General features: G+C 43.3%; 23 protein-coding genes. 14 read left to right on the top strand and 9 right to left on the bottom strand.

The window, feature by feature from the left end:
- Positions 1-108 precede the first annotated feature (108 nt).
- Positions 109-534, top strand: a complete 426-nt coding sequence (locus HYN46_RS06625; protein WP_114898639.1) for an organic hydroperoxide resistance protein — start codon at positions 109-111, stop codon at positions 532-534.
- A 76-nt stretch (positions 535-610) separates the two neighbouring features.
- Here HYN46_RS06625 and HYN46_RS06630 read toward each other — a convergent pair whose 3' ends face one another.
- Positions 611-1,897 carry a cation:proton antiporter gene (locus HYN46_RS06630; protein WP_114898640.1) on the bottom strand — a complete coding sequence of 429 codons (1,287 nt, stop codon included), beginning with the start codon at positions 1,895-1,897 and terminating at the stop codon, positions 611-613.
- Between the two features lie 343 nt (positions 1,898-2,240).
- Between HYN46_RS06630 and miaE the strand changes: the two genes are divergently transcribed.
- From miaE to HYN46_RS06665, 7 genes are all read left to right on the top strand, one after another.
- On the top strand, positions 2,241-2,873 hold the full coding sequence (gene miaE, locus HYN46_RS06635) for a tRNA-(ms[2]io[6]A)-hydroxylase (protein WP_114898641.1): 633 nt from the start codon (positions 2,241-2,243) through the stop codon (positions 2,871-2,873).
- Between the two features lie 163 nt (positions 2,874-3,036).
- Positions 3,037-4,104 (top strand): uroporphyrinogen decarboxylase, encoded by a 1,068-nt coding sequence (hemE, locus tag HYN46_RS06640; protein WP_228254930.1) that lies wholly within the window; start codon positions 3,037-3,039, stop codon positions 4,102-4,104.
- Between the two features lie 392 nt (positions 4,105-4,496).
- The gene (locus HYN46_RS06645) at positions 4,497-5,846 is read left to right on the top strand and encodes an ATP-binding protein (protein ID WP_228254912.1); all 1,350 of its coding nucleotides are present in this window, start codon (positions 4,497-4,499) and stop codon (positions 5,844-5,846) included.
- Positions 5,847-5,909: 63 nt separating this feature from the next.
- The gene (locus HYN46_RS06650) at positions 5,910-6,866 is read left to right on the top strand and encodes a response regulator (protein ID WP_114898643.1); all 957 of its coding nucleotides are present in this window, start codon (positions 5,910-5,912) and stop codon (positions 6,864-6,866) included.
- Positions 6,867-7,074: 208 nt separating this feature from the next.
- Positions 7,075-7,743 (top strand): ribose-5-phosphate isomerase RpiA, encoded by a 669-nt coding sequence (gene rpiA / locus HYN46_RS06655; RefSeq protein WP_114898644.1) that lies wholly within the window; start codon positions 7,075-7,077, stop codon positions 7,741-7,743.
- Between the two features lie 16 nt (positions 7,744-7,759).
- Positions 7,760-8,500: a M48 family metallopeptidase gene (locus HYN46_RS06660; RefSeq protein WP_114898645.1), complete on the top strand. Its 741-nt coding sequence runs from the start codon at positions 7,760-7,762 to the stop codon at positions 8,498-8,500.
- A gap of 320 nt (positions 8,501-8,820) precedes the next feature.
- Entirely contained in the window at positions 8,821-9,207 is a 387-nt protein-coding gene (locus tag HYN46_RS06665) for an SCP2 sterol-binding domain-containing protein (protein WP_114898646.1), read from the top strand.
- A gap of 96 nt (positions 9,208-9,303) precedes the next feature.
- Here HYN46_RS06665 and HYN46_RS06670 read toward each other — a convergent pair whose 3' ends face one another.
- Complete coding sequence (locus HYN46_RS06670; protein ID WP_114898647.1) at positions 9,304-10,314, bottom strand: hypothetical protein; 1,011 nt, start codon at positions 10,312-10,314, stop codon at positions 9,304-9,306.
- A 216-nt stretch (positions 10,315-10,530) separates the two neighbouring features.
- Between HYN46_RS06670 and HYN46_RS06675 the strand changes: the two genes are divergently transcribed.
- From HYN46_RS06675 to HYN46_RS06700, 6 genes are all read left to right on the top strand, one after another.
- A complete protein-coding gene (locus HYN46_RS06675; RefSeq protein ID WP_114898648.1) occupies positions 10,531-11,325 on the top strand; it encodes a 3-hydroxyacyl-CoA dehydrogenase in 795 nt (264 codons plus the stop codon).
- Positions 11,326-11,390: 65 nt separating this feature from the next.
- Positions 11,391-11,900: a YaiI/YqxD family protein gene (locus tag HYN46_RS06680; RefSeq protein WP_114900660.1), complete on the top strand. Its 510-nt coding sequence runs from the start codon at positions 11,391-11,393 to the stop codon at positions 11,898-11,900.
- Positions 11,901-11,922: 22 nt separating this feature from the next.
- A complete protein-coding gene (gene glpD, locus HYN46_RS06685) occupies positions 11,923-13,554 on the top strand; it encodes a glycerol-3-phosphate dehydrogenase (RefSeq protein WP_114898649.1) in 1,632 nt (543 codons plus the stop codon).
- A 258-nt stretch (positions 13,555-13,812) separates the two neighbouring features.
- Positions 13,813-14,475 (top strand): Fe-S biogenesis protein NfuA, encoded by a 663-nt coding sequence (nfuA, locus tag HYN46_RS06690; protein WP_114898650.1) that lies wholly within the window; start codon positions 13,813-13,815, stop codon positions 14,473-14,475.
- 1,103 nt (positions 14,476-15,578) lie between these two features.
- The gene (locus tag HYN46_RS06695) at positions 15,579-16,013 is read left to right on the top strand and encodes an HIT domain-containing protein (protein WP_114898651.1); all 435 of its coding nucleotides are present in this window, start codon (positions 15,579-15,581) and stop codon (positions 16,011-16,013) included.
- A 218-nt stretch (positions 16,014-16,231) separates the two neighbouring features.
- Positions 16,232-17,698, top strand: a complete 1,467-nt coding sequence (locus HYN46_RS06700; protein WP_162818104.1) for an adenylate/guanylate cyclase domain-containing protein — start codon at positions 16,232-16,234, stop codon at positions 17,696-17,698.
- 14 nt (positions 17,699-17,712) lie between these two features.
- Here HYN46_RS06700 and fdx read toward each other — a convergent pair whose 3' ends face one another.
- The 7 genes from fdx to HYN46_RS06735 all read right to left on the bottom strand — a co-directional run bounded on the left by fdx (position 17,713) and on the right by HYN46_RS06735 (position 23,450).
- Positions 17,713-18,051 (bottom strand): ISC system 2Fe-2S type ferredoxin, encoded by a 339-nt coding sequence (gene fdx / locus HYN46_RS06705; RefSeq protein WP_114898653.1) that lies wholly within the window; start codon positions 18,049-18,051, stop codon positions 17,713-17,715.
- A gap of 63 nt (positions 18,052-18,114) precedes the next feature.
- Positions 18,115-19,998: a Fe-S protein assembly chaperone HscA gene (gene hscA / locus HYN46_RS06710; protein ID WP_114898654.1), complete on the bottom strand. Its 1,884-nt coding sequence runs from the start codon at positions 19,996-19,998 to the stop codon at positions 18,115-18,117.
- Positions 19,999-20,076: 78 nt separating this feature from the next.
- Positions 20,077-20,607: a Fe-S protein assembly co-chaperone HscB gene (hscB, locus tag HYN46_RS06715; RefSeq protein ID WP_114898655.1), complete on the bottom strand. Its 531-nt coding sequence runs from the start codon at positions 20,605-20,607 to the stop codon at positions 20,077-20,079.
- A gap of 51 nt (positions 20,608-20,658) precedes the next feature.
- Positions 20,659-20,997 carry an iron-sulfur cluster assembly protein IscA gene (iscA, locus tag HYN46_RS06720; RefSeq protein WP_114900661.1) on the bottom strand — a complete coding sequence of 113 codons (339 nt, stop codon included), beginning with the start codon at positions 20,995-20,997 and terminating at the stop codon, positions 20,659-20,661.
- A 102-nt stretch (positions 20,998-21,099) separates the two neighbouring features.
- Positions 21,100-21,495, bottom strand: a complete 396-nt coding sequence (gene iscU, locus HYN46_RS06725) for a Fe-S cluster assembly scaffold IscU (protein WP_114898656.1) — start codon at positions 21,493-21,495, stop codon at positions 21,100-21,102.
- Positions 21,496-21,671: 176 nt separating this feature from the next.
- Complete coding sequence (locus HYN46_RS06730) at positions 21,672-22,889, bottom strand: IscS subfamily cysteine desulfurase (protein WP_114898657.1); 1,218 nt, start codon at positions 22,887-22,889, stop codon at positions 21,672-21,674.
- A 69-nt stretch (positions 22,890-22,958) separates the two neighbouring features.
- Entirely contained in the window at positions 22,959-23,450 is a 492-nt protein-coding gene (locus HYN46_RS06735; RefSeq protein ID WP_114898658.1) for an Rrf2 family transcriptional regulator, read from the bottom strand.
- Positions 23,451-23,669 lie beyond the last annotated feature (219 nt).

Genomic DNA, 23,669 nt, shown 5'->3' on the forward strand with positions numbered 1-23,669 from the left:
CGAGTGCATTGCAATCGCAAAAACTATGACATGTTATGGCACAGTTTGCATGGAATATGAGTTATTGACGTTTAATTCGTTTAACTATTCATCAAAGGAAGTCGCATCATGTCTCTAGATAAAACGCTCTATACTGCCGTCGCAACCGCTACTGGTGGTCGTGATGGAACCGTACGCTCAAATGATGGTGTGATTGATTTTAAGTTGACCATTCCAGAAGAAATGGGAGGCAATGGTGCTGTAGGTACCAATCCCGAGCAGCTCTTTGCTGCAGGGTATTCCGCGTGCTTTATTGGCGCTTTGAAAGTGGTCGCAGGGCGCGAAAAAGTAAAGCTACCGCAAGACGTTTCCATAGAGGGTCATGTGGGTATTGGTCCAGTTGGGCAAGCCTTTAGCATAGAGGCGACACTTAATATTTCGATTCCCGGTGTGGAGCGCGCTATTGCAGAAGACTTAGTGGCAAAGGCTCATCAAGTTTGTCCTTATTCCAATGCCACACGTGGCAATATTGATGTCACACTTAATGTCGTCTAAGAAGTGAGCCTGATCAAATAAAAAAGACACGCATCGGCGTGTCTTTTTTATGAACTTGATCTTGCGGATCAAGCGATCAGATCCCTTTGCCATCGGAAGTACCCAGCGCATCCGCTTCTTTTAAACGTGGGGCAACCACAGGTTTAATGATCATTCGCAATACCACCGGTGCAAAGACGGTCGTAGCAATAATCATCACAACGATTTCGGCAAACAATTTATTATCAATCAATTGCGTGCTAAGCCCGATACCTACCACAATCAATCCGACTTCACCGCGAGGCACCATGCCGATACCTACTTTATTGGCAACCTCAAAGCCTTGCTGAGGTGCAATCGCCAGTCCGCCCAACCATTTTCCAAGGATGGCAATGATGGTCAGAACTGCACCATTCCAAAGCACTTCACTATCGGCAAGGAGCGCGAGCGGCAATTGCACACCAACCATAGCAAAGAAGACAGGTGCAAGAAAACTCTCGAGAGCATGAACTTTGTCCTGGAAATCATAATTGTCGCTGACTTCGGCAAGTACCATCCCGATCAGGAATGCACCTATAATCGGTGCCAGTCCGACGACACCAGATAATGCGGCAAAGCCTAGACTCAGAGAAATAATGAGACCAAAGCCACCGGAAATTTTTTGCGGGTTTAAGTGAGATTGAATACGACGAATCAGTGGAACACCAACCAGAAGAACGGCAAAAACGAATCCTAGTGAAATGCCTAGTGTAGTCGCTACGCCAATGGCTGAAACTTCCTCACCGCTAGCCATACCCGATACAACACCGAGAATTGCTAGACCTAAGATATCGTCAATCACTGCAGCACCGAGGATAATTCGGGCATATTTACTGTTAATCACGCCAAGATCATTTAAGACCTGAGCGGTAATTCCAACACTGGTTGCAACCATAGCCGTACCGATGAAGATACTTTGGATCTGCGATAAATCGTGAAAGAAGCCAAAGCAATAGCCCCCAAGCATGGGCAAACTAATGCCGAGAATCGCCACGATCACGGCTTCTTTGCCTACAGCAAGTAGGTCGCGTAGGCGATTCTCAAGGCCTACGGCGAACATCAAAAAGATCGCACCAAATTCAGCCAAGGCTTGCAAGGTGAGATTGACATGTACAAACCCTAGTAAGCTAGGACCTACGAGAACACCGGCCAAGACTTGTCCAATCACACGAGGTTGGCCTAATCGTGAGGCAAGCCAACCGAGTACTTGTGCGGAGAAGACCAAACAGAATAGTGAGAATAGAATCCCACCTAGTTCACCATGCGCATCTGCTGCGGCATAACTGATCGAGGGCACGAGCAATCCACTCAAAAGAATATAGAAAGCGAGATAGAGTTTTTTCATGCGTAAGTTCCCTGCTAAAGTAAATGCCTTGTCTTATTTCAATACGATTGAATGATTCTGTTCATGATCAGACAATATGATATGCAAATAAATAGTTCTAGTTAATTGATGCATCAAGAATAATACGCGAACTGTGAAGCTTTTAGTATTTTCATATGGTTAAAATGATCATAGCATTAGAAGTGCTCAAGCAACCTTGAGCATTTCTAATGCTGTTCGAACTGCTAAGCTTAGTTGCTTGTTGATGTTATCGTATTCAGTATGAATAAATCTCAATAATGACTCCACATTGATGTCAGTTTTTTTTACCATAGCGTCCTTTTATAAATATCGAGCAAGTTGCATGAGTTTTCAGGTTGATTTATTAAAGCCTATATATGATTTTCTGGCGTGCCGTACACCGCAAGCATGGGTAGATGCTGCTTGTCAAAATATCCCTCTATTGCTACAAGACCATGCAAATTGTGAAAAAAAAGCTGCTGGTACGGCAATGAATTTGATGTTTCGCTACGGAGCTCACACTGAATTACAAGTCAAACTGGCACAGCTGGTTCGTGAAGAAATGTTGCATTATGAACAAGTCATAGAAATCATGCGTCAGCGTGGTCAAGTATGGGAGGCGGTTAGTGCGAGTCGATATGCGTTGGGTCTGCGTAAACATATTCGTACCCATGAGCCTGCTGCATTAGTTGATGTACTGATCGTCGGGGCTTTTGTGGAAGCACGTTCTTGTGAACGTTTTGCAGCGTTGGCACCATACGTCGATGAGGAGTTGGCAAAATTCTATCGCTATCTATTAAAGTCTGAGTCGCGGCATTTTGAGGATTATCTGACTTTAGCCCGTACTTTGGTTGCAGATTCGGAGCGTATTTCGATTGATGAACGTATTGCGTTGTTTCGCGATGTTGAGCGAGAGCTGATTGAATCAACAGATAACGAGATTCGATTTCATAGTGGCGTACCCCTTTTAAATTAATCCATATGGATCAATTCACATTTTACGTATTAACCATAATATGTGAATCAATGATTTGCTATGATTATGCACGCCTTTTGAGTCTGATAACGGGCTAACAATTTTGAACGTATAACAGTAGAGTGTGATGATGAGTGATGTGAGCACAGCCGAAAAGCCAGCGCTGAAAAATGATCGTTTTATTCGCGCATTATTACGCCAGCCTGTTGATACAACACCCGTGTGGATGATGCGTCAAGCAGGTCGTTATCTACCTGAATATAAGGCAACGCGAAGTCAAGCTGGTGATTTTCTTTCATTGTGTAAAAACACAGACCTGGCTTGTGAAGTAACGTTACAGCCTTTACGTCGTTTTGCTCTTGATGCTGCGATTTTATTTAGTGATATTCTGACAGTACCTGATGCAATGGGCCTTGGACTTTATTTCGAAGAGGGTGAAGGTCCAAAGTTTAAAAAGACTGTACGAACCGAAGCCGATATTGTCGCATTACCGAAAATTAACCCTAATGATTCCTTGCAATACGTCATGGATGCGGTCAGTACTATCCGCTCTGCACTAGGTGGTAGCGTGCCATTGATTGGCTTTTCGGGAAGCCCTTGGACACTTGCAACATATATGGTGGAAGGAGGAAGTTCTCGCGAATTCCGTCATACTAAGGAAATGCTATATCGCACACCGGAATTGTTGCATGCCTTGCTAGAAAAACTTGCAGTTGCAGTCACAGACTATTTAAATGCCCAGATTCTGGCGGGTGCTCAGGTTGTGCAGATTTTCGACAGCTGGGGTGGGGCACTTGCACATCGCGAGTATGTTGAGTTCTCACTGAAGTATATGACAAAAATCATTTCGGGTCTGATCCGAGTGCATGAAGGACGCTCAGTCCCTGTCATAGTATTTACCAAAGGTGGGGGGCAATGGATACCACAAATGATCGACAGTGGTGCCGATGCACTAGGTCTAGATTGGACGACATCGCTTGCTGATGCACGCAAGATTGCTGCATCTAGGGTAGCGCTTCAAGGGAATCTAGATCCAAATACGTTATATGGCTCTCCTGAGCAAATTCGCAAATCTGTTGCAGCAATGCTGGCTGATGCATATGCGAGCAATCAAGAACGCACGGGATATGTTGCTAATTTAGGTCATGGGATAACACAGTGGGTTGATCCGAATCATGCAGGTGTCTTTGTTGATGCCGTTCATGAACTAAGTGCGATTTATTTTAAATAAGACTTTTTTGAAGACCTTCTTTTAAATATAAAAGAGGGTCAATGTGTGTGCTGGTTATCATTTTTGTTCTTTTTAAATCAATAATTTACAATACTATTAATAATTAATACGAAAGCCTTGAGTTGTAACTAAATTGTCATATTGACGTTTTATGATCCTCGTTGAAATTTTATTTTGAAATTTTCATATCCTCATTTTGCCTTACTTTCTGTAAGTCAAAACGTTTTGTCTTCGCAGTTATTATTTTGTTGATGATTGACTCATCTGAAAAGATATAGCCAAAGCAGACTCATTTCGACCACATGTGTAACCGCTCCAACATCAATGCATGTGTAGTCAGTCGTTGCAAGAAAGGATGTGAAGCCAGAACATGGAAATGGAAGAGCACGTTTATGAGTAATATGATGACCAATACTGGTAAAGCTGGGTCAAATAATGCTGCGGATATATACTCGCTTGCTTTGCATATTCCTCCATTTTCTCCAACCGATACCGTGAATGATGTGGCTGCACAATTTATGCAGCCAGATTATCAGGTAATTCTTTCTGCGCCTATCGTACATGATGGTATTCCTGTTGGTGTCATTACACGTTACCAACTGCATAACATCTTTATGAAAAACTTTGGTCGCGAGCTATTTGGCCGCAAGCCAATTGCTGAGTTTATGCAAAAAAACTTTTTGGTCGTCGATGTTCATATGCCAGTTGCTGATGCCGCCAGTTATATCTCTGCAAACATCCAGCAGCCGCTATCGGAAGATTTTGTCATAACGGAGCAGGGGCGCTATCTCGGACTAGGTTCTGTAATTGCGCTTCTAGGTGCCATGGAGCGCCAAGTCACCCAGAATGCTCATGAACTTTCAAATGCTTATCGTGAATTAAAGTCCTCTCAAGCCCAATTGGTACAGTCTGAGAAAATGGCGTCACTCGGGCAGATGGTTGCTGGTGTAGCTCATGAGATTAATACGCCTCTAGGTTACGTCAAAAATAATGTTGAGATTGTTCAAGAATTCATTGAACAGCTACGCCAAATGAATGGCATGCATCAGGATTTAGTTGGCGTGATTCTATCCCCAGAAGGCAATGACGTTGCGATTGCTGAGAAGTTAGCTGAACTTGATGACTTACAAAGCATGATTCAACCGGAGTTACTTTTTGAGGATATGCTGGCGATCTTTAATGATACCAACTATGGTTTAGAGCAGATCAATGAGTTAGTTTTAGGACTTAAAAACTTTAGCCGACTTGATCAGGCGATGACAGATAGCGTATCGCTTAATGATTGTGTGAATTCATCACTGCTCATTGCTAAAAATACTTTGAAAAATGGAATTCAAGTGATCAAGCAATTTGGCGATTTGCCTAAAATTTCTTGTGCACCGTCGCAAATTAATCAGGTGTTATTAAATCTCTTGACCAATGCGGCTCAAGCCATGAACGGTAATGGCAAAATTTTGATCAAGACGTGGTCAGATGAGAGCAATGTTTATATTTCTGTCCAGGATACGGGAAAAGGGATGCCACCCGAAGTACTTGCCAAAATTTTTGACCCGTTCTACACCACCAAACCGGTGGGAGAAGGGACGGGTCTGGGTTTGTCAATTTCATACCAAATTATTGAACAACACGGCGGTCGTATTCGAGTTGCATCAGAAGTAGGACGTGGCACACGTTTTGGAATTACGTTACCAAGAAAGCAGAAAGCGGTCCCCGTTATCCAAGCCGTTTTAGCCGAAGTCTAATGAGCCAACTAAAATTAAGCGTCATGACTAGTCACAAGCCAATACATCGGCAGGAGTAATAAGATGCAAGAAAAACCAAAGATTTTGCTGGTGGATGATGAAGAGCGTATCTTACGTTCACTCAGTATGCTACTCCGTACACAATATCAAATCTTTGCAACGAGCGATGGTCACGAAGCGCTACGAATTTTGGGCCAAGAAAAAATTCACGTGATTATTTCCGATCAGCGTATGCCAATCATGACCGGCACAGAGCTGCTCAGTAAAGCGAAAGAGATTGCACCGGATACCATTCGCATTTTATTGACGGGTTATTCTGATGCTGATGCTGCATTAGATGCACTGAATGATGGTGAGATTTTCCGCTATATCAATAAGCCTTGGGGACCTAAAGAGTTGCGAGAAACGATTGCGCAGGCTGCAAATATTGCTGGAAAACTTGAAGCCTTACCGAGTGAGCCTTTATTACAGCAAGTTCCGATATTGCGAGCAGAAATTATAAGCAATCAGGGATTGGTTTGCTTGGTTTTAGATCGTGATGAAAATACTTATCTCGTCGTGAAAGAAATATTGGGAAACTCCCACGAAGTGGTCTGGAGTCAAGATGTCAATTCTGCTTTATCCGTTTTGACCAGCCGCTCCGTGGCTATTATGGTGACCGAACTGAGTTTAGGGGATGTGGATCTGAGCACAATGATCAAGACGCTCAAGCAAGAACATCCTGAATTATTGACCATTATTCTGACCAATTTTAAAGATACTGCGCGACTCGTTGAGTTGATCAATCAAGCTCAAGTGTTTCGTTATTTGCCAAAACCAGTTCGGAAGGGTCTACTCGGTAAGAGTATTGAATCGTCGATCGTACGTTATCGTACGTTAAATGCCCAGCCAGAACGCCTTGAAACACAAGTTGTAGAGAGCATTCAAGATCCGTTACAAAAGGCGGAGTCGAATAAGGTAGCAGACTTTCTTGCTCAGTTACGTGCGAAAATTAATCGTAGCTTAACTGCGGGGCTTTAAGCGTTTAAAATAGTGCACTCCTTCAAGACAACATGTTTGTTCCTGTGGAGGGGTGTCATTTCCAACTGAAGCTAATCCTATAATACTTTCTACAGCAGCACATTTTTCACGGATTAAAACTGTGTAATCCTTTAGCCTGAACACGAATTCATATAAACTATCGTATATTCAAAACATGTCATGTTTCAATATTTTCGAGTACCTTTGTATGTCCGATACCAACCAACAAAATTTATTAAAACAAGCTGTTGCACAAGCGGCGTTGGCTCATTTGCCCAAAGGGGGAGTGATTGGTGTTGGTACAGGAAGTACGGTTAATTTTCTCATTGATTTGCTCCCTCAGCTTAAACTAGCTGGCGCTGTTGCGAGCTCTAAAGCCACAGAAGATCGCTTAAAGGCTGTTGGTATTGAGGTTGTTGAGTTAAATCAAGTGGGTAGTTTGGATGTTTATATCGATGGTGCTGACGAAATTGATCGTCATTTGCATATGATTAAAGGTGGCGGCGGCGCACTAACACGTGAAAAAATTGTCGCATCAGTCGCTAAACGATTCATCTGTATTGCGGATGAATCTAAATGGGTCGAACAATTGGGTCGAGCTTTTCCCTTACCTATAGAAGTGATCCCGATGGCGCGTTCGGCGGTAGGTCGTAAGCTTGTCACCTTGGGTGGATCCCCTGCTTATCGTCAAGGCTTCGTGACCGATAACGGCAATTTGATTTTGGATGTTCATAATTTGAATATCTTAAATGCGATTGCTTTAGAGAGTGAGCTGAATGATATTGCTGGCGTGGTATGCAATGGGCTGTTCGCGAAGCAAGGCGCAGATTTGGCATTACTCGCAGGACCCAATGGGGTGCGCGAAGTCTCTCGTTAAGTGGTAGGTTAAAACATTGGTTTTTTGGGGTCGCAAAGCGGCAGATGATGAGACTGATTTACCTGAGATTGAGTGGCGGGTAAACTCAAGGGCTAAACGTTTACGCTTAACCCTCAAATCTGGTCGAGTATGGGTCACGATACCACCGCGTACATCAGACACAACTGTCAGAAAATTTTTGAAAGAAACCCAGCTTTGGCTTAAAGAGAATTGGGCAAAGCAACTGCAAATCAAAAGACAACATGAGCAGCATTTGGCTGATCATCCTCAAGATGTCAGTCAATCGATTACCAATAATACGGAGCTTAGTCTTCCTGCGCTTAATCAAACTTGGCGTTTGGAAATTTCAGATGCACATAAAAGAGTAACAGTACGCGGCGAAACGATTTTTATCCCAGAAGTCAATGCGTCAGCTTCTTTAAAGCAATGGGTAAAGCACCAAGCACAGTCTTATCTCCCTCTTCGTTTGGCAGAGCTTGCTACAATTCACCATTTTCAATATACGGGCTGCACGATACGTCATGCTCGTACGCGTTGGGGAAGTTGTACACGTCAAGGTAAGATCAACTTGAATGCGTCATTGATCCTACTTGCTCCGGAGCTTCTGGATTATGTGTTACTGCATGAACTTTGCCACACCCGACAATTTAATCATTCACCGTTATTTTGGGCTGAGATGATGGCAGTTTGCCCAACTTTTGCGAACGATCGGCAATTGTTGAAGAAAACGGTGCTACCGCAGTGGTGGAGTGCCTGATCTCTCAGTTTATTTAAAATAGGTATTCCTGATCGAAGTTTAAGTCATGAAGAAGCATATTGTTTTGCACATCTCATATCCATTTATATCTTCAACCCCTCACGAATGACTAAATTGATCATTCTTCCCTATAAAAACAACAGATGTGCTATATCGCTTATTCAATGATTTTGTTATAAAGCCATGTGCATTTTAGTAAGGGCAGGATTGTCCTGCATTATGGCAATGATAGACTCGATGATGTTCATGCAATTTTAGGATAGCGTGGTAAATTGGGTTTATTAAATACTATTTAACGACATATAAAACGAGGAATGGACATGGCAACTTTTTTGACAAATGAATGGTTTGACAAAGTTGATCAACTGACTCAGGCAGCTGGCGATCTTAACCTCCCACCTGCACTTGCCAATTTGGCATTGAATATGAACGTCAGCGGTGGTGCTGATGGTGATGTTGATCTGGCACTTGATGGTGGAAAAATTGTCAAAGGTCTGTCCCCAAATGCAAAAGCAACATTGCAATTAGATGCAGCAACTTTGCGTAAAGTATTTTTGGAGTTTGATATGGCTGCAGCAATGCAAGCGTTCATGTCAGGTAAAATCAAAGTACAAGGCGACATGACTCAATTGATGGCGTTGCAAACTGCTCGTCCAAGCCAAGAACAAAAAGACTTGTTCAAAAGCGTATTGGCAGAAACTGAATAATTGAGAGGAAGATTCTCTAGCAAATGCTGATGGGATACTCTCTAAAAATAAACCCGCTTCTTCAAGCGGGTTTATTTTTTCTCAAAGATGCTTTATTTACATTCTTTCTATTGGGGCATAGACTGCAGCTTGCAGCCAGATGTTACCGCGGATAAATTCACCCGCTTGAATGTTTGCAGGTGCCTCACCACGCGGGAAATAAGCAATTTGAATGATCAAAGGTTTCGCATCAGGCTCGCGTAGAATAACGACATCAAGTAGCTGTCCAGCTTCTGACATGAAGTTCAGGGGTTGTACACCTAACACTTCTCCTTGGAACCATGCTTCATCTTCCTGACCGAAATTCTCACCGAATAAATAAGCCACCATATTGGATAAATCTAAGGTGACTGGTGCTTCATCATCGGGTGTTTTGGCTTGCCATGCGGCTAGTTTTTCTTGGAGATCATCAGGCGCAACACCGTTGTTATTCGCGAGAATTTCATTGAGTGCGCGGTGGTGACGTATCGCAGCTGGATCGTCGACAACGATGGTCTCCCCACTACCAACGCGTTCAATCTCATAAGCAAAAGCCCCTAGATACGCGTGATAAATGACTTTGCTCTGGTAGCGATGTTGATTGACTGCATAGAGTGCATCGAATGCATAGAGTGTGGCACCATCAGACGTTTCTAAGGTCAATACAGCCTCAAGAGAATGCTCACAATGTAGTACGCGACTTACGCGGACTTCGGTATACCACTTACTGTCCAAGAAAGGATAGGCGCTGCGAACTGCGGTAGGACGACCATCCTTGACATCTAATATCTGTGCGACTTGAATTGTGCCTTCTGGACCTGTAATCAGCCAGTGTGCGGCTTGATCATCTGTATTGGGATCAACATCAAAAGCTAAACCTCGAGGCATCACCGCATCATCAATGGAGTGTTCCAACCATTTAGGCACGACGACGTTTATGTTATCGGTCAGGATTTCCCAGTGTGCACCATGATCGCCTAATGTTGCACAATCGACTTTTAAAAGTTCTGGCGGGGAGTTATGTGATCTAGATTGCTTTGATTCCGATTGTGCTAAGTGATTTATAGTTTGATTCAGCTGTTCGGTCATTCTTAGCTCCAAGCGGGGTTATGTAGTGCAATGTATCAAGGCCTATGTACTGATGATCAGGTCAATAACGGTTTAAACAATCTTATCCATCAGACTGACAAAAATAGACAAAATCACCTAAGCTACTATAGTCATAATCAGTATTCATTTAATATCAATGATTCTTGCAATAGATATATGCAAAGTCATCACACATTGTTAATAGGGATAGTCCAGATGGATTTCAACGATACATTACAACAGAAAGTTGCGCTGGTCACGGGTGGTGCATCAGGTTTAGGTCTAGCAACTGTAAAGCAACTGGCTGCTAAGGGCGCCAAAGTGGCTATTTTTGACCTCAACCGTGATCAAGCCGATCAGGTTGCGTCTGAATTGGGGACAAATGTCCGTGCTTATACTGTGAATGTCAGTGATGAAGTCTCTGTTAAAACTGCAATTGATCAAGTTGTAGAGGATTTTGGTGGCCTGCACATTGCGGTGAATTGCGCTGGAATCGGATCGGCGAGTCGCACAGTGGGAAAAAATGGACCGCATTCATTAGAGCTTTTTAGCAAAGTAATTACCATCAATTTGATTGGTACCTTTAATGTAACTCGTCTTGCAGCTGAAGCCATGCAGCATAATACGCCAGACAGTACAGATGAGAATACGGACTATGAGCGCGGTGTGATTATTAACACAGCCTCAGTTGCAGCATTTGATGGTCAGATTGGGCAGGTTGCCTATGCCGCTTCTAAAGGAGGAGTAGTCGGGATGACTCTGCCTCTCGCTCGGGATCTTGCCGTGATCGGAATTCGCGTAAATACCATTGCACCGGGTATTTTTAATACCCCTTTGATGAATGCATCGCCTGATAGTGTGAAATTACCGTTGATAGAAATGACTCAATTTCCAAAGCGTTTAGGTTATCCAGAAGAGTATGCGAAGCTTGCTTTGCATATCATTGAAAATCGTTTTATGAATGGTGAGACGATTCGTTTAGACGGTGCCATCAGGATGCAACCACGCTAATGAGCCATACACCAGTTAATCCATCCCCTCAACCTTCAGTTGAATCGTCGAGTATTTCGCCGACGATGACATTATGGATTGATGCGGATGCGTGCCCCCGAATCCTACGCGAAGTGATTTTTCGTGCAGCGGATCGCCACCGATTACCGACGATTTTTGTAGCGAATCAACCTGTAGGTATTACACCTTCGACATTGATCAGATCAATTCAGGTTTCTGGCGGTGCAGATATGGCGGATCAAGAAATCGTATCGCGTATGAAAGCCGGTGATTTAGTGATGACTCAGGATATTCCTTTAGCAGCACAAGTGATTGAGAAGGGGGGTACAGCTTTACATCCTAGGGGGGAGGTGTTCACCACAGAGAATGTTCGTGCTCGACTGCATTTACGTGATTTTATGGATAGTCTTCGTGGTGCTGGGGTTCAGACTGGTGGGCCGCCCCCACTCAATGATCGTGACAAAAAACAGTTTGCTGATGGCTTAGAAAAAACCATTGTTCGTTTAAAGCGTATCGCACAGCAGCAATTGCTTGCGGAACAAGCAAAGCTTGCAAATAGTGACTCAAAGGATTAAACACGGAAAATACATATCCATTATGACAAACGATAGCTTGGCAGCAGAACCTGATTTGAATGATTCAATCTACGATTTGGTCGTTATTGGAGGTGGTATTAATGGCGTGGGAATAGCACGCGATGCAGCAGGTCGTGGTTTACGTGTATTGTTGGTTGAAAAAGGGGATTTTGCTGGAGCGACATCGAGTGCATCCAGTAAGCTTATTCATGGTGGTTTACGTTACCTTGAATATTATGAGTTCCGTTTAGTTCGCGAAGCCTTGGCTGAACGTGAGCGACTCCTTGCCATTGCCCCTCATATCGCATGGCCGATGAGTTTTGTTATGCCGCATATCGCAGGTTTACGTCCGCGTTGGATGATCCGTACAGGGCTTTTTTTGTATGATCGATTGGGTGGTCGCATTTCCTTGGCAAAATCTAAAGCGGTCACCTTGACGAATACCCTTTTGGGAAAGCCGCTTAAAGCCTTATTCAGTCAAGGGTTCACATATTCAGATGCATGGGTTGATGACGCGCGACTTGTTGTATTAAACGCGCTATCTGCGCAGCAGCATGGTGCGCAATTGTTGCCGCGAGTGAGTTTTGAGCAAGCCAAGCGGGTAGGTCATTTTTGGCATATCGAGGTTAAGCCGACAGAAATTCATCCATCACCAGAACAGATACCCACCCATATCCGAGCTCGAATGCTGGTCAACGCCAGTGGTCCGTGGGTAGAAAGCGTGAGAGCTCGTATTGAGCTGAATGATTCTATTCTTGATGAAGGGATTCTTGAATCGAACATCAAGACTCAAAAGCAGGCGGGGCTTGGCCAATTACGATTAGTACAAGGTTCGCATATGGTTGTTGCACAATGTTATGAAGGAAATCATGCTTATATCCTTCAGCATACTGATCGACGAGTTATTTTTATGCTGCCCTATGAGCATGATTATACCTTGATCGGAACGACTGATTTACCGCTTACTGATCCAAATCAACAGCCAACAATGACGGATGCTGAAGTTGAATATCTGTGTGATGCAGTTAATCAATATCTAGAGCACCCTGTCAAACCACAAGATGTCATCTGGCGCTATAGTGGCGTGCGTCCACTCATGGATCAAGGGGATACGGATAATCCATCCGCAGTTTCTCGTGATTATGAACTTAAAATCGAGGCATTAAATGAGGTAGTGCCGTTACTGACGGTGTTAGGCGGGAAACTGACAACCTATCGTAAACTCGCAGAACATGCGCTGGATGACTTATCTGACTTCTGTATAGATTTGCCTAAAGGTTGGACAGATCAGGAAGTCTTACCTGGTGGGGATATTCCTGATGGTTGGCATGGTTTTGAGGCTTGGCAGACTCAATTTATCGCGCAGTATCCAGATCTCGATTCGGAGTGGCTTGCCAGTATAACTCGGCGGTATGGTACGTTGATACCTCAAGTTCTCAGTAGCCTTAAATCACAGTCAGCGCCCTTTGGTGTAAGTGATTTAGGCTTGCACTTTGGTGGTGGCTTATATGAATGTGAAGTTCGTTATTTAAGACAAAACGAATGGGCTTGGCAAGCAGAAGATATTCTTTGGCGTAGAACGAAATGCGGTTTACACATGACCGTTGATGAGCGCATTTCCTTTGAAAAATGGTTTAAGCAACACAATCTTTAAAGCGTGGATGATTTAGAAGTCATTTGTTTCTGCAACAGTAGCATTTTGATAACGCTCATATGATATCGCGGGAATTAATATCACATCATCACGAAAATGCACCTTGCCAAATCCCCAGTGAATCCCCATAAATGTTATAATAGAAAGCATTGATGGATACTGCTGAGATTAGGTGATTGATAATCTAGCGTGTAGAGATCACCAAATACGTTTCAATTCAGTTTGCACAGTGCAAACTAAATATTGCGAGGAATCAAAATGTCAGATGTAGAAAGCGAAACTGCTATTTTAGATGCTCTAGAGACGATTACGGTAGACACGACCCCTAATATGGTCATCACCCCATCGGCGCAGGAATATCTAAAAGATCTACTCGCCAAACAAAATACGCCTGGCATTGGTGTACGTATTTTTGTTGAAAATGCAGGTACACCACGTGCGGAATGCTGCATGGCATACAGCACACCAGGTGAGGAAGATTTTAATGATGCCAAGATTGATTATGCCGATTTTTCTGCATATCTTGATAACCCAAGCATCCCGTATCTTAAGGATGCAGTGATTGATTACAACAAAGATCGTTTTGGTGGTCAGCTCACATTTAAAGCACCGAATTCAAAGATTCCTCGTATCGGTGCAGATGCATCTATTGAAGAGCGTATTGGTTATGTTTTGCAAGCCGAAATTAATCCGGGCTTAGCGGCACATGGCGGGAATGTTTCATTGGTTGAATTGTTTGATGATCCTGCCGATGGGCTAACGGCTGTACTGCAATTTGGCGGTGGATGCCAAGGGTGTTCTGCTGTAGATATGACCTTAAAGCAAGGTGTTGAGACATCCCTGAAAGAACATATACCAGAGCTTGGCAGAGTTATTGATAAAACGGATCATACCAAACGTGAAGGTGCATATTTTAAATAATGCCCTGATTGCCATCGGGATGGCTGCTTTATCAATGTCGCTTAAGAACAGACCAACTGTAGTGATTTCGCAGTTGGTTTTTTTTATGGGAAAATGATTTGAATCTTCCATGTATGTGGCATCAAAAATATTCCTTTTTAGAAATATTTGGTATAAATATTGCTGATAAATTTATAGTGTTTATACGTTGTTGCGCTTGACCCGTCATTACAATCGACGGTATAAATATAAAAGGTTGGCGTTGTTTGGTGAGAAGAAGTTACCAAACTACTGAAATGCAAAGAACTAGATATTGTTATCCTTCCGAGATTGGATTGCAGCCAGCTTTATACAAGATATAAGACCTACATGCCTAGATAGCGATGAGTTGTTTTCATTCAATTGCAATGAATATGTCACATTAATATCATGCAAGTATGGTTTTATGGGACCGTACCTTTTTGGTGCTTGGCAATGACAACACAGTTAACGTGTTGTGTCGTATATGCTGTAAGTGGTGGTTAAACCCCTTCGTAAGATCTATACGACAAAAAATAATGAATCGGTTGATATTTTGACACCTGATTAAATGTTTGATTTTGATTGGTTATATTGATAACTAAATGGTGGTAAATACCCCTCGTGGCACTGGTCAGGAGGATCTCGATACAGAATATCGAGACCTATCATCATTAAGTTCATCTCAAGAGCTTCGATTCATTCATTTTAGTGATCAACGTACGACCGTCACTTTAAAATAGAAATAGTGAGGAATATGGACTATGTTAAAAATGAATATCAATGCCGCATTCGAATATGAAGTTGAAGAGCTAGATTTGGAGTTTGAAAATGGCGGTTATGACGTGGCTGATGATGCCGTAGAGCTGTAATCAACGTATAGACGCTTTTGTAAGGTTGCAACAAAAGCGTCAATCTTCAAGATCATGTTTATTTAAAGTATTTTTATTTTTTGGATAATTTCTTTTATTAAAGAAACATGAATACAACATATAAGTTCATCTAATTGTATAGATAAAGTACTCCTTTGTAGGGTCTTACTTACACGATAGTATGAGAGCTGTGGTAACATTACTGACTTTGAAATTCTTGACTTTGGTTTGTTTATGTTTAGTTTGCATCCAAAACTCGCACAGGATACATTCCTGATCGGCGACTTTCCGTTATCAACCTGTCGTTTGATGAATGACATGCAGTTCCCTTGGCTGATTCTGGTTCCACGAGTACCTCAGATCACCGAGCTTTACGAATTGTCTCAGCAAGATCAAGCTCAATTTTTGCGCGAATCAAGCTGGCTATCAAGTCAGTTGGCGCGTATTTTTCGTGCAGACAAAATGAATGTTGCTGCCTTGGGTAATCAAGTCTCTCAATTGCATTTCCACCATATAGTTCGTTATCAGAATGACCAAGCTTGGCCAAATCCAGTTTGGGGCAATCGTTCTGTCGATTATACAGTGGAGGCATTGGCAAGAATGCGTCAGACATTGATGCTCGCGTTAAGAGGGCAAAGTGAAATGCCTTTTGATTGGAAGATGGATTAAGGATTATCGAAAATGTGACAGAATTCTGTTACATTTGGGGTGGATATAATTCTTAATGATTTGTTTCTTACAGTTTGCCAGCAGCTGTAAAACAAAGCTCTTTGATTTTTTCTATTTTGAATGAGCGACAATCAGCATTTCATGATAAGAATCTTCATAATGCAAATAAAAATAGCGTTATCGCAGATATCATTTAAACTAACACGAGCATGACGACGATGGCATCTGATACTCCAATCAGCTTCTTACAGCGGTTTGGCCAACAACGCCGTATCGTCGCATATTTGGTATTCGTAGTAGTTTTCTTAATCAGTTTAAATGACCGCACTGATATTTCACTTTTAAGTTTTAAGTCTATTTTTTTTCTAGTACTGATGCTTGCAATGCCTTATTTGCAGTTCAAACTGGCAAATTATCTGCTCAAGCGGCATGGTAAAAATCATCAAATCGTCGCATCGACAACCTATACCGAATTTGATCACTCTAAAAACATTCAACTGATGTGGCCAATCGTTTGCATTGATGCGATTTGTGTCGGTTTGGCGATAGGCTATTTGCAGTTCTCTCTGACCCCTTCGATGATCTTTATGGTGATGTTGATTGTCAGATTGGTTGAATTGAATAGTCTGTTATTTTCTATCGTGAGCGTCTTGGTATGCATTTTGAGCGCCTATATCTCTGCATATGTTTTGGGGGTAAATACCCATACATTTGCTCTGCATGAAGGGGTGTCTGATGGGTCTGCGCTATTGCGCGTAGGGAGTATCGTCTGTTTCGCCACTTATATCGTTTTTGCGTTGAATTATGCTGAAAAGCATGTGGCGGTTTTGAAGAAAAAATTCATTGAGTCTGAAAAGAAAAACCATCAATACATTAAGATGGCCAATAAAATTGCTCGCTATGCCCCAAGTCAGGTGTGGCAAGCCATAGTGAATGGAACATTTGAGTCTAGAATTTACAACAAGCGTAAAAAGCTCACCATATTTTTCTCCGATATTGAGGGGTTTACTGAGTTATCGGATCGCCTTTCTTCCGACGATCTAGCTGCTTTGCTCAATACTTATTTTGAGAAGATGTCCAATATTGCACGTAAATATGGCGGCACCATTGATAAGTTTGTTGGTGATGCTTTGGTTATCTTTTTTGGTGATCCAACCAGTAGTGGTACCAAAAATGATGCGATTGCATGTATCGATATGGCCATTGCGATGCAGCAAGAAATGAAGCGTTTACGACAGAAAAGTAATAATTCAGAGTTAGGTCAACTACACGTTCGGATGGGCGTCACAACGGGGTATTGTCACGTTGGCAACTTTGGTAGCGCGTCTAGAATGAGTTATACCGTGATAGGTCGGGAAGCAAATCTTGCCGCACGTTTGCAAGCAGCAGCTGCGCCAAATGAAATTTTGATGTCACAAGAGACCTATGAACAAGTTCGGGATCAGGTCAACTGTATCGATCAAGGGGAAATCATGCTTCGTGGTATTGCTCAACCTGTGCAGGCTTGGCAAGTAGCGGGTCGGTACGAGAATGTACCGACGCATCAGCGACGCTGGAGCGAATACGAGCTAGAAGGATTTAACCTACAGTTGGATATGGATCTGGTGAAATCTTATGATCGAGATCGGATCAAACGTGCGTTACAGCATGCGATCGAGAATCTCGACCGCCCTGGTCTTAATTAGAACGGTTTATATTTTTAATGACGTTCTGATGCGTGATTAATGGTATAGCGTGGGATCTCAATCAACAGATCCGTATCATTGACTTCGACTTGGCAGGATAGGCGAGAGTCTGGCTCTAAACCCCAAGCACGATCGAGTAAATCGGCCTCAACATCATCCATCTCTTCTAGCGCATTAAATCCTTTACGAACGACCACATGGCATGTCGTACAAGCGGCTGACATATCGCAGGCGTGTTCGATTGAAACACCATTATCGAGTAATAACTGACATAAATTTTGCCCAGCTTTCGCTTCAAATTCTGCACCCTCTGGGCAGAATTGAGCATGTGGCATTACTTTGATACGCGTCATAATCGCAAGCTTCCAATTCGTTTTCGTTTAATATCTACAATCTATTGCTTATTGAGCCGACGTTTAACGCCAATCACTTAAAGAAGTACCCTTCAAGGCCTGACTCACACTTCGATTCATTCGATGTGCTGCAAACTCATCGCTATACCGTTTTAGAGCATCTATTGCATTTTGAATTGCAGGTAAATCGTCTGTCTTCAGTACTTCTTTAAGCGCTGTAATCGCATGTTTCAATGCGGTGAGTTCATCGTTTGTCAGTAGTGCACTATCTTGATGTATTGCTTGCTCAAGCGCGAGAAGCTCACGTTCAGCCTCCACTTTGGTCTCAGAAAGGCTGCGTAAGTCCTTATCTCTTTGCGCATTCTGGAATCCCTCCGTAAGAAAGCGTTCCGCATCTTCGTGAGATAGGCCGTAAGATGGCTTGATCACAATCTCACTTTGGATGCCTGTTGTCATTTCTTTCGCTGAGACTGAGAGTAAACCATCTGCATCAATTTGAAAGCTGACTTGGATGCGTGCAGCACCAGCCATCATCGGTGGGATTCCACGGAGTTCAAAGCGACCTAAAGAGCGATTGTGTTCAACTGTTTCTCGCTCACCCTGTAACACGTGAATGAGCATTGCACTTTGACCATCTTTATAGGTTGTAAACTCTTGTTGACGTGTAATGGGGATGGGGGAGTTCCGTGGGATTAATCGCTCAACTAATCCCCCCATGGTTTCTAAGCCGAGTGATAGAGGCGTTACGTCGAGTAGGAGTGCGCCATCTTTACCATTACCAACCAATTGATCTGCCGATATCGCAGCACCTAATGCAACGACTTGATCAGGATCAAGCGTACAGAGTGGTTCTCGTTTGAAGAAATGAGCGACAGCGCGTTGAACGAGTGGAATTCGAGTAGAACCGCCAACCAATACAACTGCATCTACTTCATTTATAGAGTGTTTGGAGTCACGAAGTGCACGTTTACATACAGCGATCGTACGTTCGATGAGCGGGCTAATCAGTGTTTCAAGAATCGTTACAGTTAACACTATTGATTTGTTTTTAATGGTTACAGTAACGTTTTCTTGACGACTTAATGACTCTTTCGCATGCCGCGCAGCTTTAAGCAGGGCTTGTTGATCTGAGCGGGATGGATTGGTTAATCCGATTTCTTTACTTAACCAAGTTACGATCAAACGATCAATGTCGTCACCACCCAGCGCAGTATGCCCACCCGTTGCCAGCACTTCATAAACACCCTTACTTAAGCGTAATATGGACACATCAAATGTGCCACCGCCAAAATCATAGACGACTTGAATGCGCTCACTTTGAGCATCGGTGGTATCGAGTACTTGATCGAGTCCGTAGGCAATCGCAGCGGCTGTGGGCTCATTTAAAAGACGGAGAACATTGATTCCTGAGAGTTCAGCAGCATCGCGTGTGGCTTGGCGCTGCGCTTCATCAAAATAAGCCGGAACAGTGATGACTGCACCTATAAGCGCACCACCTAAGGCGAGTTCGGCACGTATTTTTAGTGTTTTTAGAATTTCAGCAGAGATCTCAATGGGAGTTTTCCTGCCCTGTACAGTGATGAAAGCTGGCATTTCATCATCTTGGCCTATGAGTTCGTATGGATGCTCAAACTGGATATCATTTTTCGAACGCCCCATAAAGCGTTTGATTGAGATCAGCGTATTTGTTGGATCAAGGACTGCGGCATCAAGTGCTTTATGCCCAACAGAGATTTTGGACGCTAAATGTTCATCTGAACCACTGAGTTCATAGCGAACAACAGAAGGCAGCAACAAGTCGCCTTGTTCATCGGCTAGAATCACGGGTCGGCCAGAGCGTACGCTTGCCACCAAAGAGTGAGTTGTTCCCAAGTCGATACCCACCGCAAGACGATGTTGGTGTGGGGCTGTCGTTTGACCGGGTTCTGCAATCTGAAGCAAAGCCATGGCGCGGTTAAATCCTAAATATATAATGGGGAGTCGGGTGACTATTAGTTTGCGAATAATTAATGAAAATGTAGTGGCTTAGTATAAGTCATCAAGATCATCAAATCGGTCTTCAGCAGAATCAATATCGTTTAAAATACGCTGCATGAAGGCTAGCTTTCTACTGGTATCCCGTGCTTCTGGCCAGTCTTCTGCGGCGTAATCGATCTTGAATTCATTCGATAGTGCACTGATCCATTGGTTGATCTCTAAGCGTAAACTTTCGAGTGCATCCGCAGAGTCTGCTTCATCTAATTGTTCTCGTACTTCCAGAGCATTGGATAGAAAGTCCACATCACCAATGGATTGCTCTAATGCGGTGGCTTGTCCTTTCAGGTCAAGTAGATAAGCTGCGCGTTTGGCTGCGATGCGGAGTGTATCGTATGCATCATTGACTAAAGCGGAATTAAGAGCATCGGATAGGACTGCGGAGGAGTCAGTATCTTGAGATTGCGTATGTTGGATTTGATCGGGATGATGCTGGCGTTGTAGTTCGCGGTAGCGCGCCGTAAGATGACCCGCGTCGAGATCAAATGCCGGCGTTAAATTGAAGAGTTCAAAAAAATTCAAAGCAAATACCTATTGTTTTCGCACAGGTTTTTCGGAGGTGAAGACTGTGTCTTAAACCGTAAATGATTCGCCGCAGCCACACTCGCCTTTTTTATTTGGATTCTCGAAACGAAAACCTTCATTCAAACCATCTTTCACATAATCCATTTCTAATCCATCCAAATAAACCATGCTTTTTGGATCGATAAAAACGTTGACACCATGTGCTTCAAATTTCTGATCATGTGGGTCAACCTGATCAACAAACTCAAGTACATAAGCGAGTCCAGAGCAGCCAGATGTTTTTACACCGACACGGATACCTTCACCTTTACCGCGATGGGTCAGGTAGTCACGTACATGTGCGGCTGCGCGTTCGCTTAGGCTAATGCCTGAAGTCGCTGTTACCATTGATGTCATCTGGGTTACTCCTACATTCTCATAACACCTTACCCAATCAAGGGTAAGATTATTGATCTAATCGCGCTGTAATGATGATCCAGCAAAATATAATCAAACAACTTCTTTGATCTGCTTTTTGCTGCGATAGTCTTCAATTGCAGCTTTGATCGCATCTTCTGCCAGTACTGAGCAATGAATTTTCACTGGCGGGAGTGCTAATTCTTCAGCAATCGCAGAGTTTTTAATTTGACTGGCCTCATCCAGATTTTTGCCCTTTAACCACTCTGTAACGAGTGAGCTTGAAGCAATTGCTGAACCACAGCCGTAAGTTTTAAAACGAGCATCTTCGATAATGCCAGCATCATTGACTTGGATTTGTAAGCGCATTACATCGCCACAAGCAGGGGCGCCAACCATACCTGTACCAACATCCGCTGAGTTTTTATCCAACACGCCAACATTGCGTGGGTTTTCGTAGTGGTCGATGACCTTGTCACTATAAGCCATGATACGTCTCCTGTTTTCCCATAAAGGGATGAGTAGCGTCTATCTAATTACTATATGGGGCGTATTATGCAAAAATGCATGTGTAATACGCCCCGCTCAATTGTATTTCTACCGCATTTATTCAAAAATTTCTGTTACATGTATCTTGGATTGTGATACATGTAACGTGCAAGTGATTAATGTGCAGCCCACTCAACTGTTGATAAATCAATACCTTCCTGATGCATATCCCAAAGTGGGGATAATGCGCGGAGTTTATCAACTGCGAAACGTGCAAAATCGAGGACTTGATCGATTTCTTCTTGAGTGGTGAAGCGACCTATGCTGAAGCGTATTGAACTGTGAGCCATTTCATCTGAAAGACCTAAGGCGCGTAACACGTAAGAAGGTTCAAGCGTTGCTGAGGTACAGGCCGATCCGCTGGAAACAGCGAGATCTTTCAGTGCCATCATTAGTGACTCACCTTCAACAAAATTAAAGCTTACATTCAAATTATTGGCAACGCGTGCTGTTGCGTCACCATTTAAATAGACTTCTTCCAGTGTTTTGAAGCCGTTCCATAGTTGGTCGCGTAAAACTTTTAGGCGTGCTTGCTCAGCAACCATTTCTTGCCCAGCAATTTCAAAGGCCTCGCCCATACCAACAATCTGATGAGTCGGGAGTGTACCTGAACGCATACCGCGTTCATGACCGCCGCCATGCATTTGTGCTTGTAAACGTACGCGTGGTGAGCGGCGTACGAAGAGCGCACCGATGCCTTTTGGACCATACGTTTTATGTGCAGAAAAACTCATGAGATCGACTTTCAGTTTCGATAAATCAATCTCAACTTTACCTGTCGCTTGTGCAGCATCAACATGGAGGTAGATACCACGTGCACGGGTCAATTCACCAATTGCTGCAATATCGGTAATAGTTCCAATTTCGTTGTTCACCATCATCAATGAAACCAAGATGGTGTCTTCGCGGAAAGCTGCGGCTACAGCACTGGGGTGGATTAAACCGGTAGTAGGTTCTGGATCCAGATAAGTAACGTCGTAGCCTTCATCTTCAAGCTGGCGGCATGGATCAAGAACAGCCTTATGCTCGATCTTGCTGGTAATTATATGCTTGCCTTTTTTAGCATAAAAATGCGCAACACCTTTGATTGCTAGATTATTTGATTCCGTTGCGCCAGAAGTCCACACGATTTCTCGCGGATCAGCTTTGACCAAATTTGCGACCTGATCACGAGCGTGTTCAACTGCTTCTTCTGCTTGCCAGCCGTAGCCATGCGAACGTGACGCTGGATTACCAAAATCGCCATCTAAGGTCAGAAATTGCATCATACGCTTAGCGACTCGTGGATCAACAGGGGTAGTCGCAGCATAATCAAGATAAATTGGGCGTTTCATATCAAGCACTCGTTGGGTGTTCAAGCAATTATTAATCAATGACAATTATTTCAAACAATATATTCAAAATCACAAACTGGGAACGCTGGACTGTTGAGCATGAGGAATCAGCCCAGTAATCACATGAACACTACCTTTGAGGTCATTCGCAGAGTCGGCCTGATCAACAAGATCAGCAAGTGTGACACCTGCAAGGTAGTTTTCGATTTGCATGGATAATTGGTGCCAGAGATCGTGAGTCAAGCATTTCGCACCTTTGCGACAATTACCTTGACCTTCACAAGCCGTAGCGTCAACCGACTCATTAACAGCTTCAATGATATCTAGAATGGCAATTTCATGACTGGGTTTAGCGAGTCGATAACCACCCAAAGCTCCGCGACTACTTGCAACTAGACCTTGGCGTTTCAGCTTGCCAAAAAGCTGTTCTAGATAAGCAATAGATATCGACTGACGATCCGCAATTTCAGCAAGCGTTATAGGCTGCTGTTCGGAAGATTGCTGGAGCGTTAAGTCAAGCATGGCGGTCACAGCGTAACGACCGCGAGTGGTCAGGCGCATAAGCTTAAATTCCAGACCTAAAGATCTGTTTTGAGTGAGACTATGCTTATTTTAGTTAATTCCGACTAAATTAGTCAAGATTAAAATAGAAGATAATTGTGACAGGTGGGTAGGCTCTGAATAGTCATCCACACGCTAGATATGGGCATACTATTCTTTACATAAGTTCTGGTGCGGCGCAGATGATACAAGAAATTGATACTAAATAAAATCATTAGC

The organism is Aquirhabdus parva (assembly GCF_003351745.1).
In the GTDB taxonomy this organism is placed as follows: domain Bacteria; phylum Pseudomonadota; class Gammaproteobacteria; order Pseudomonadales; family Moraxellaceae; genus Aquirhabdus; species Aquirhabdus parva.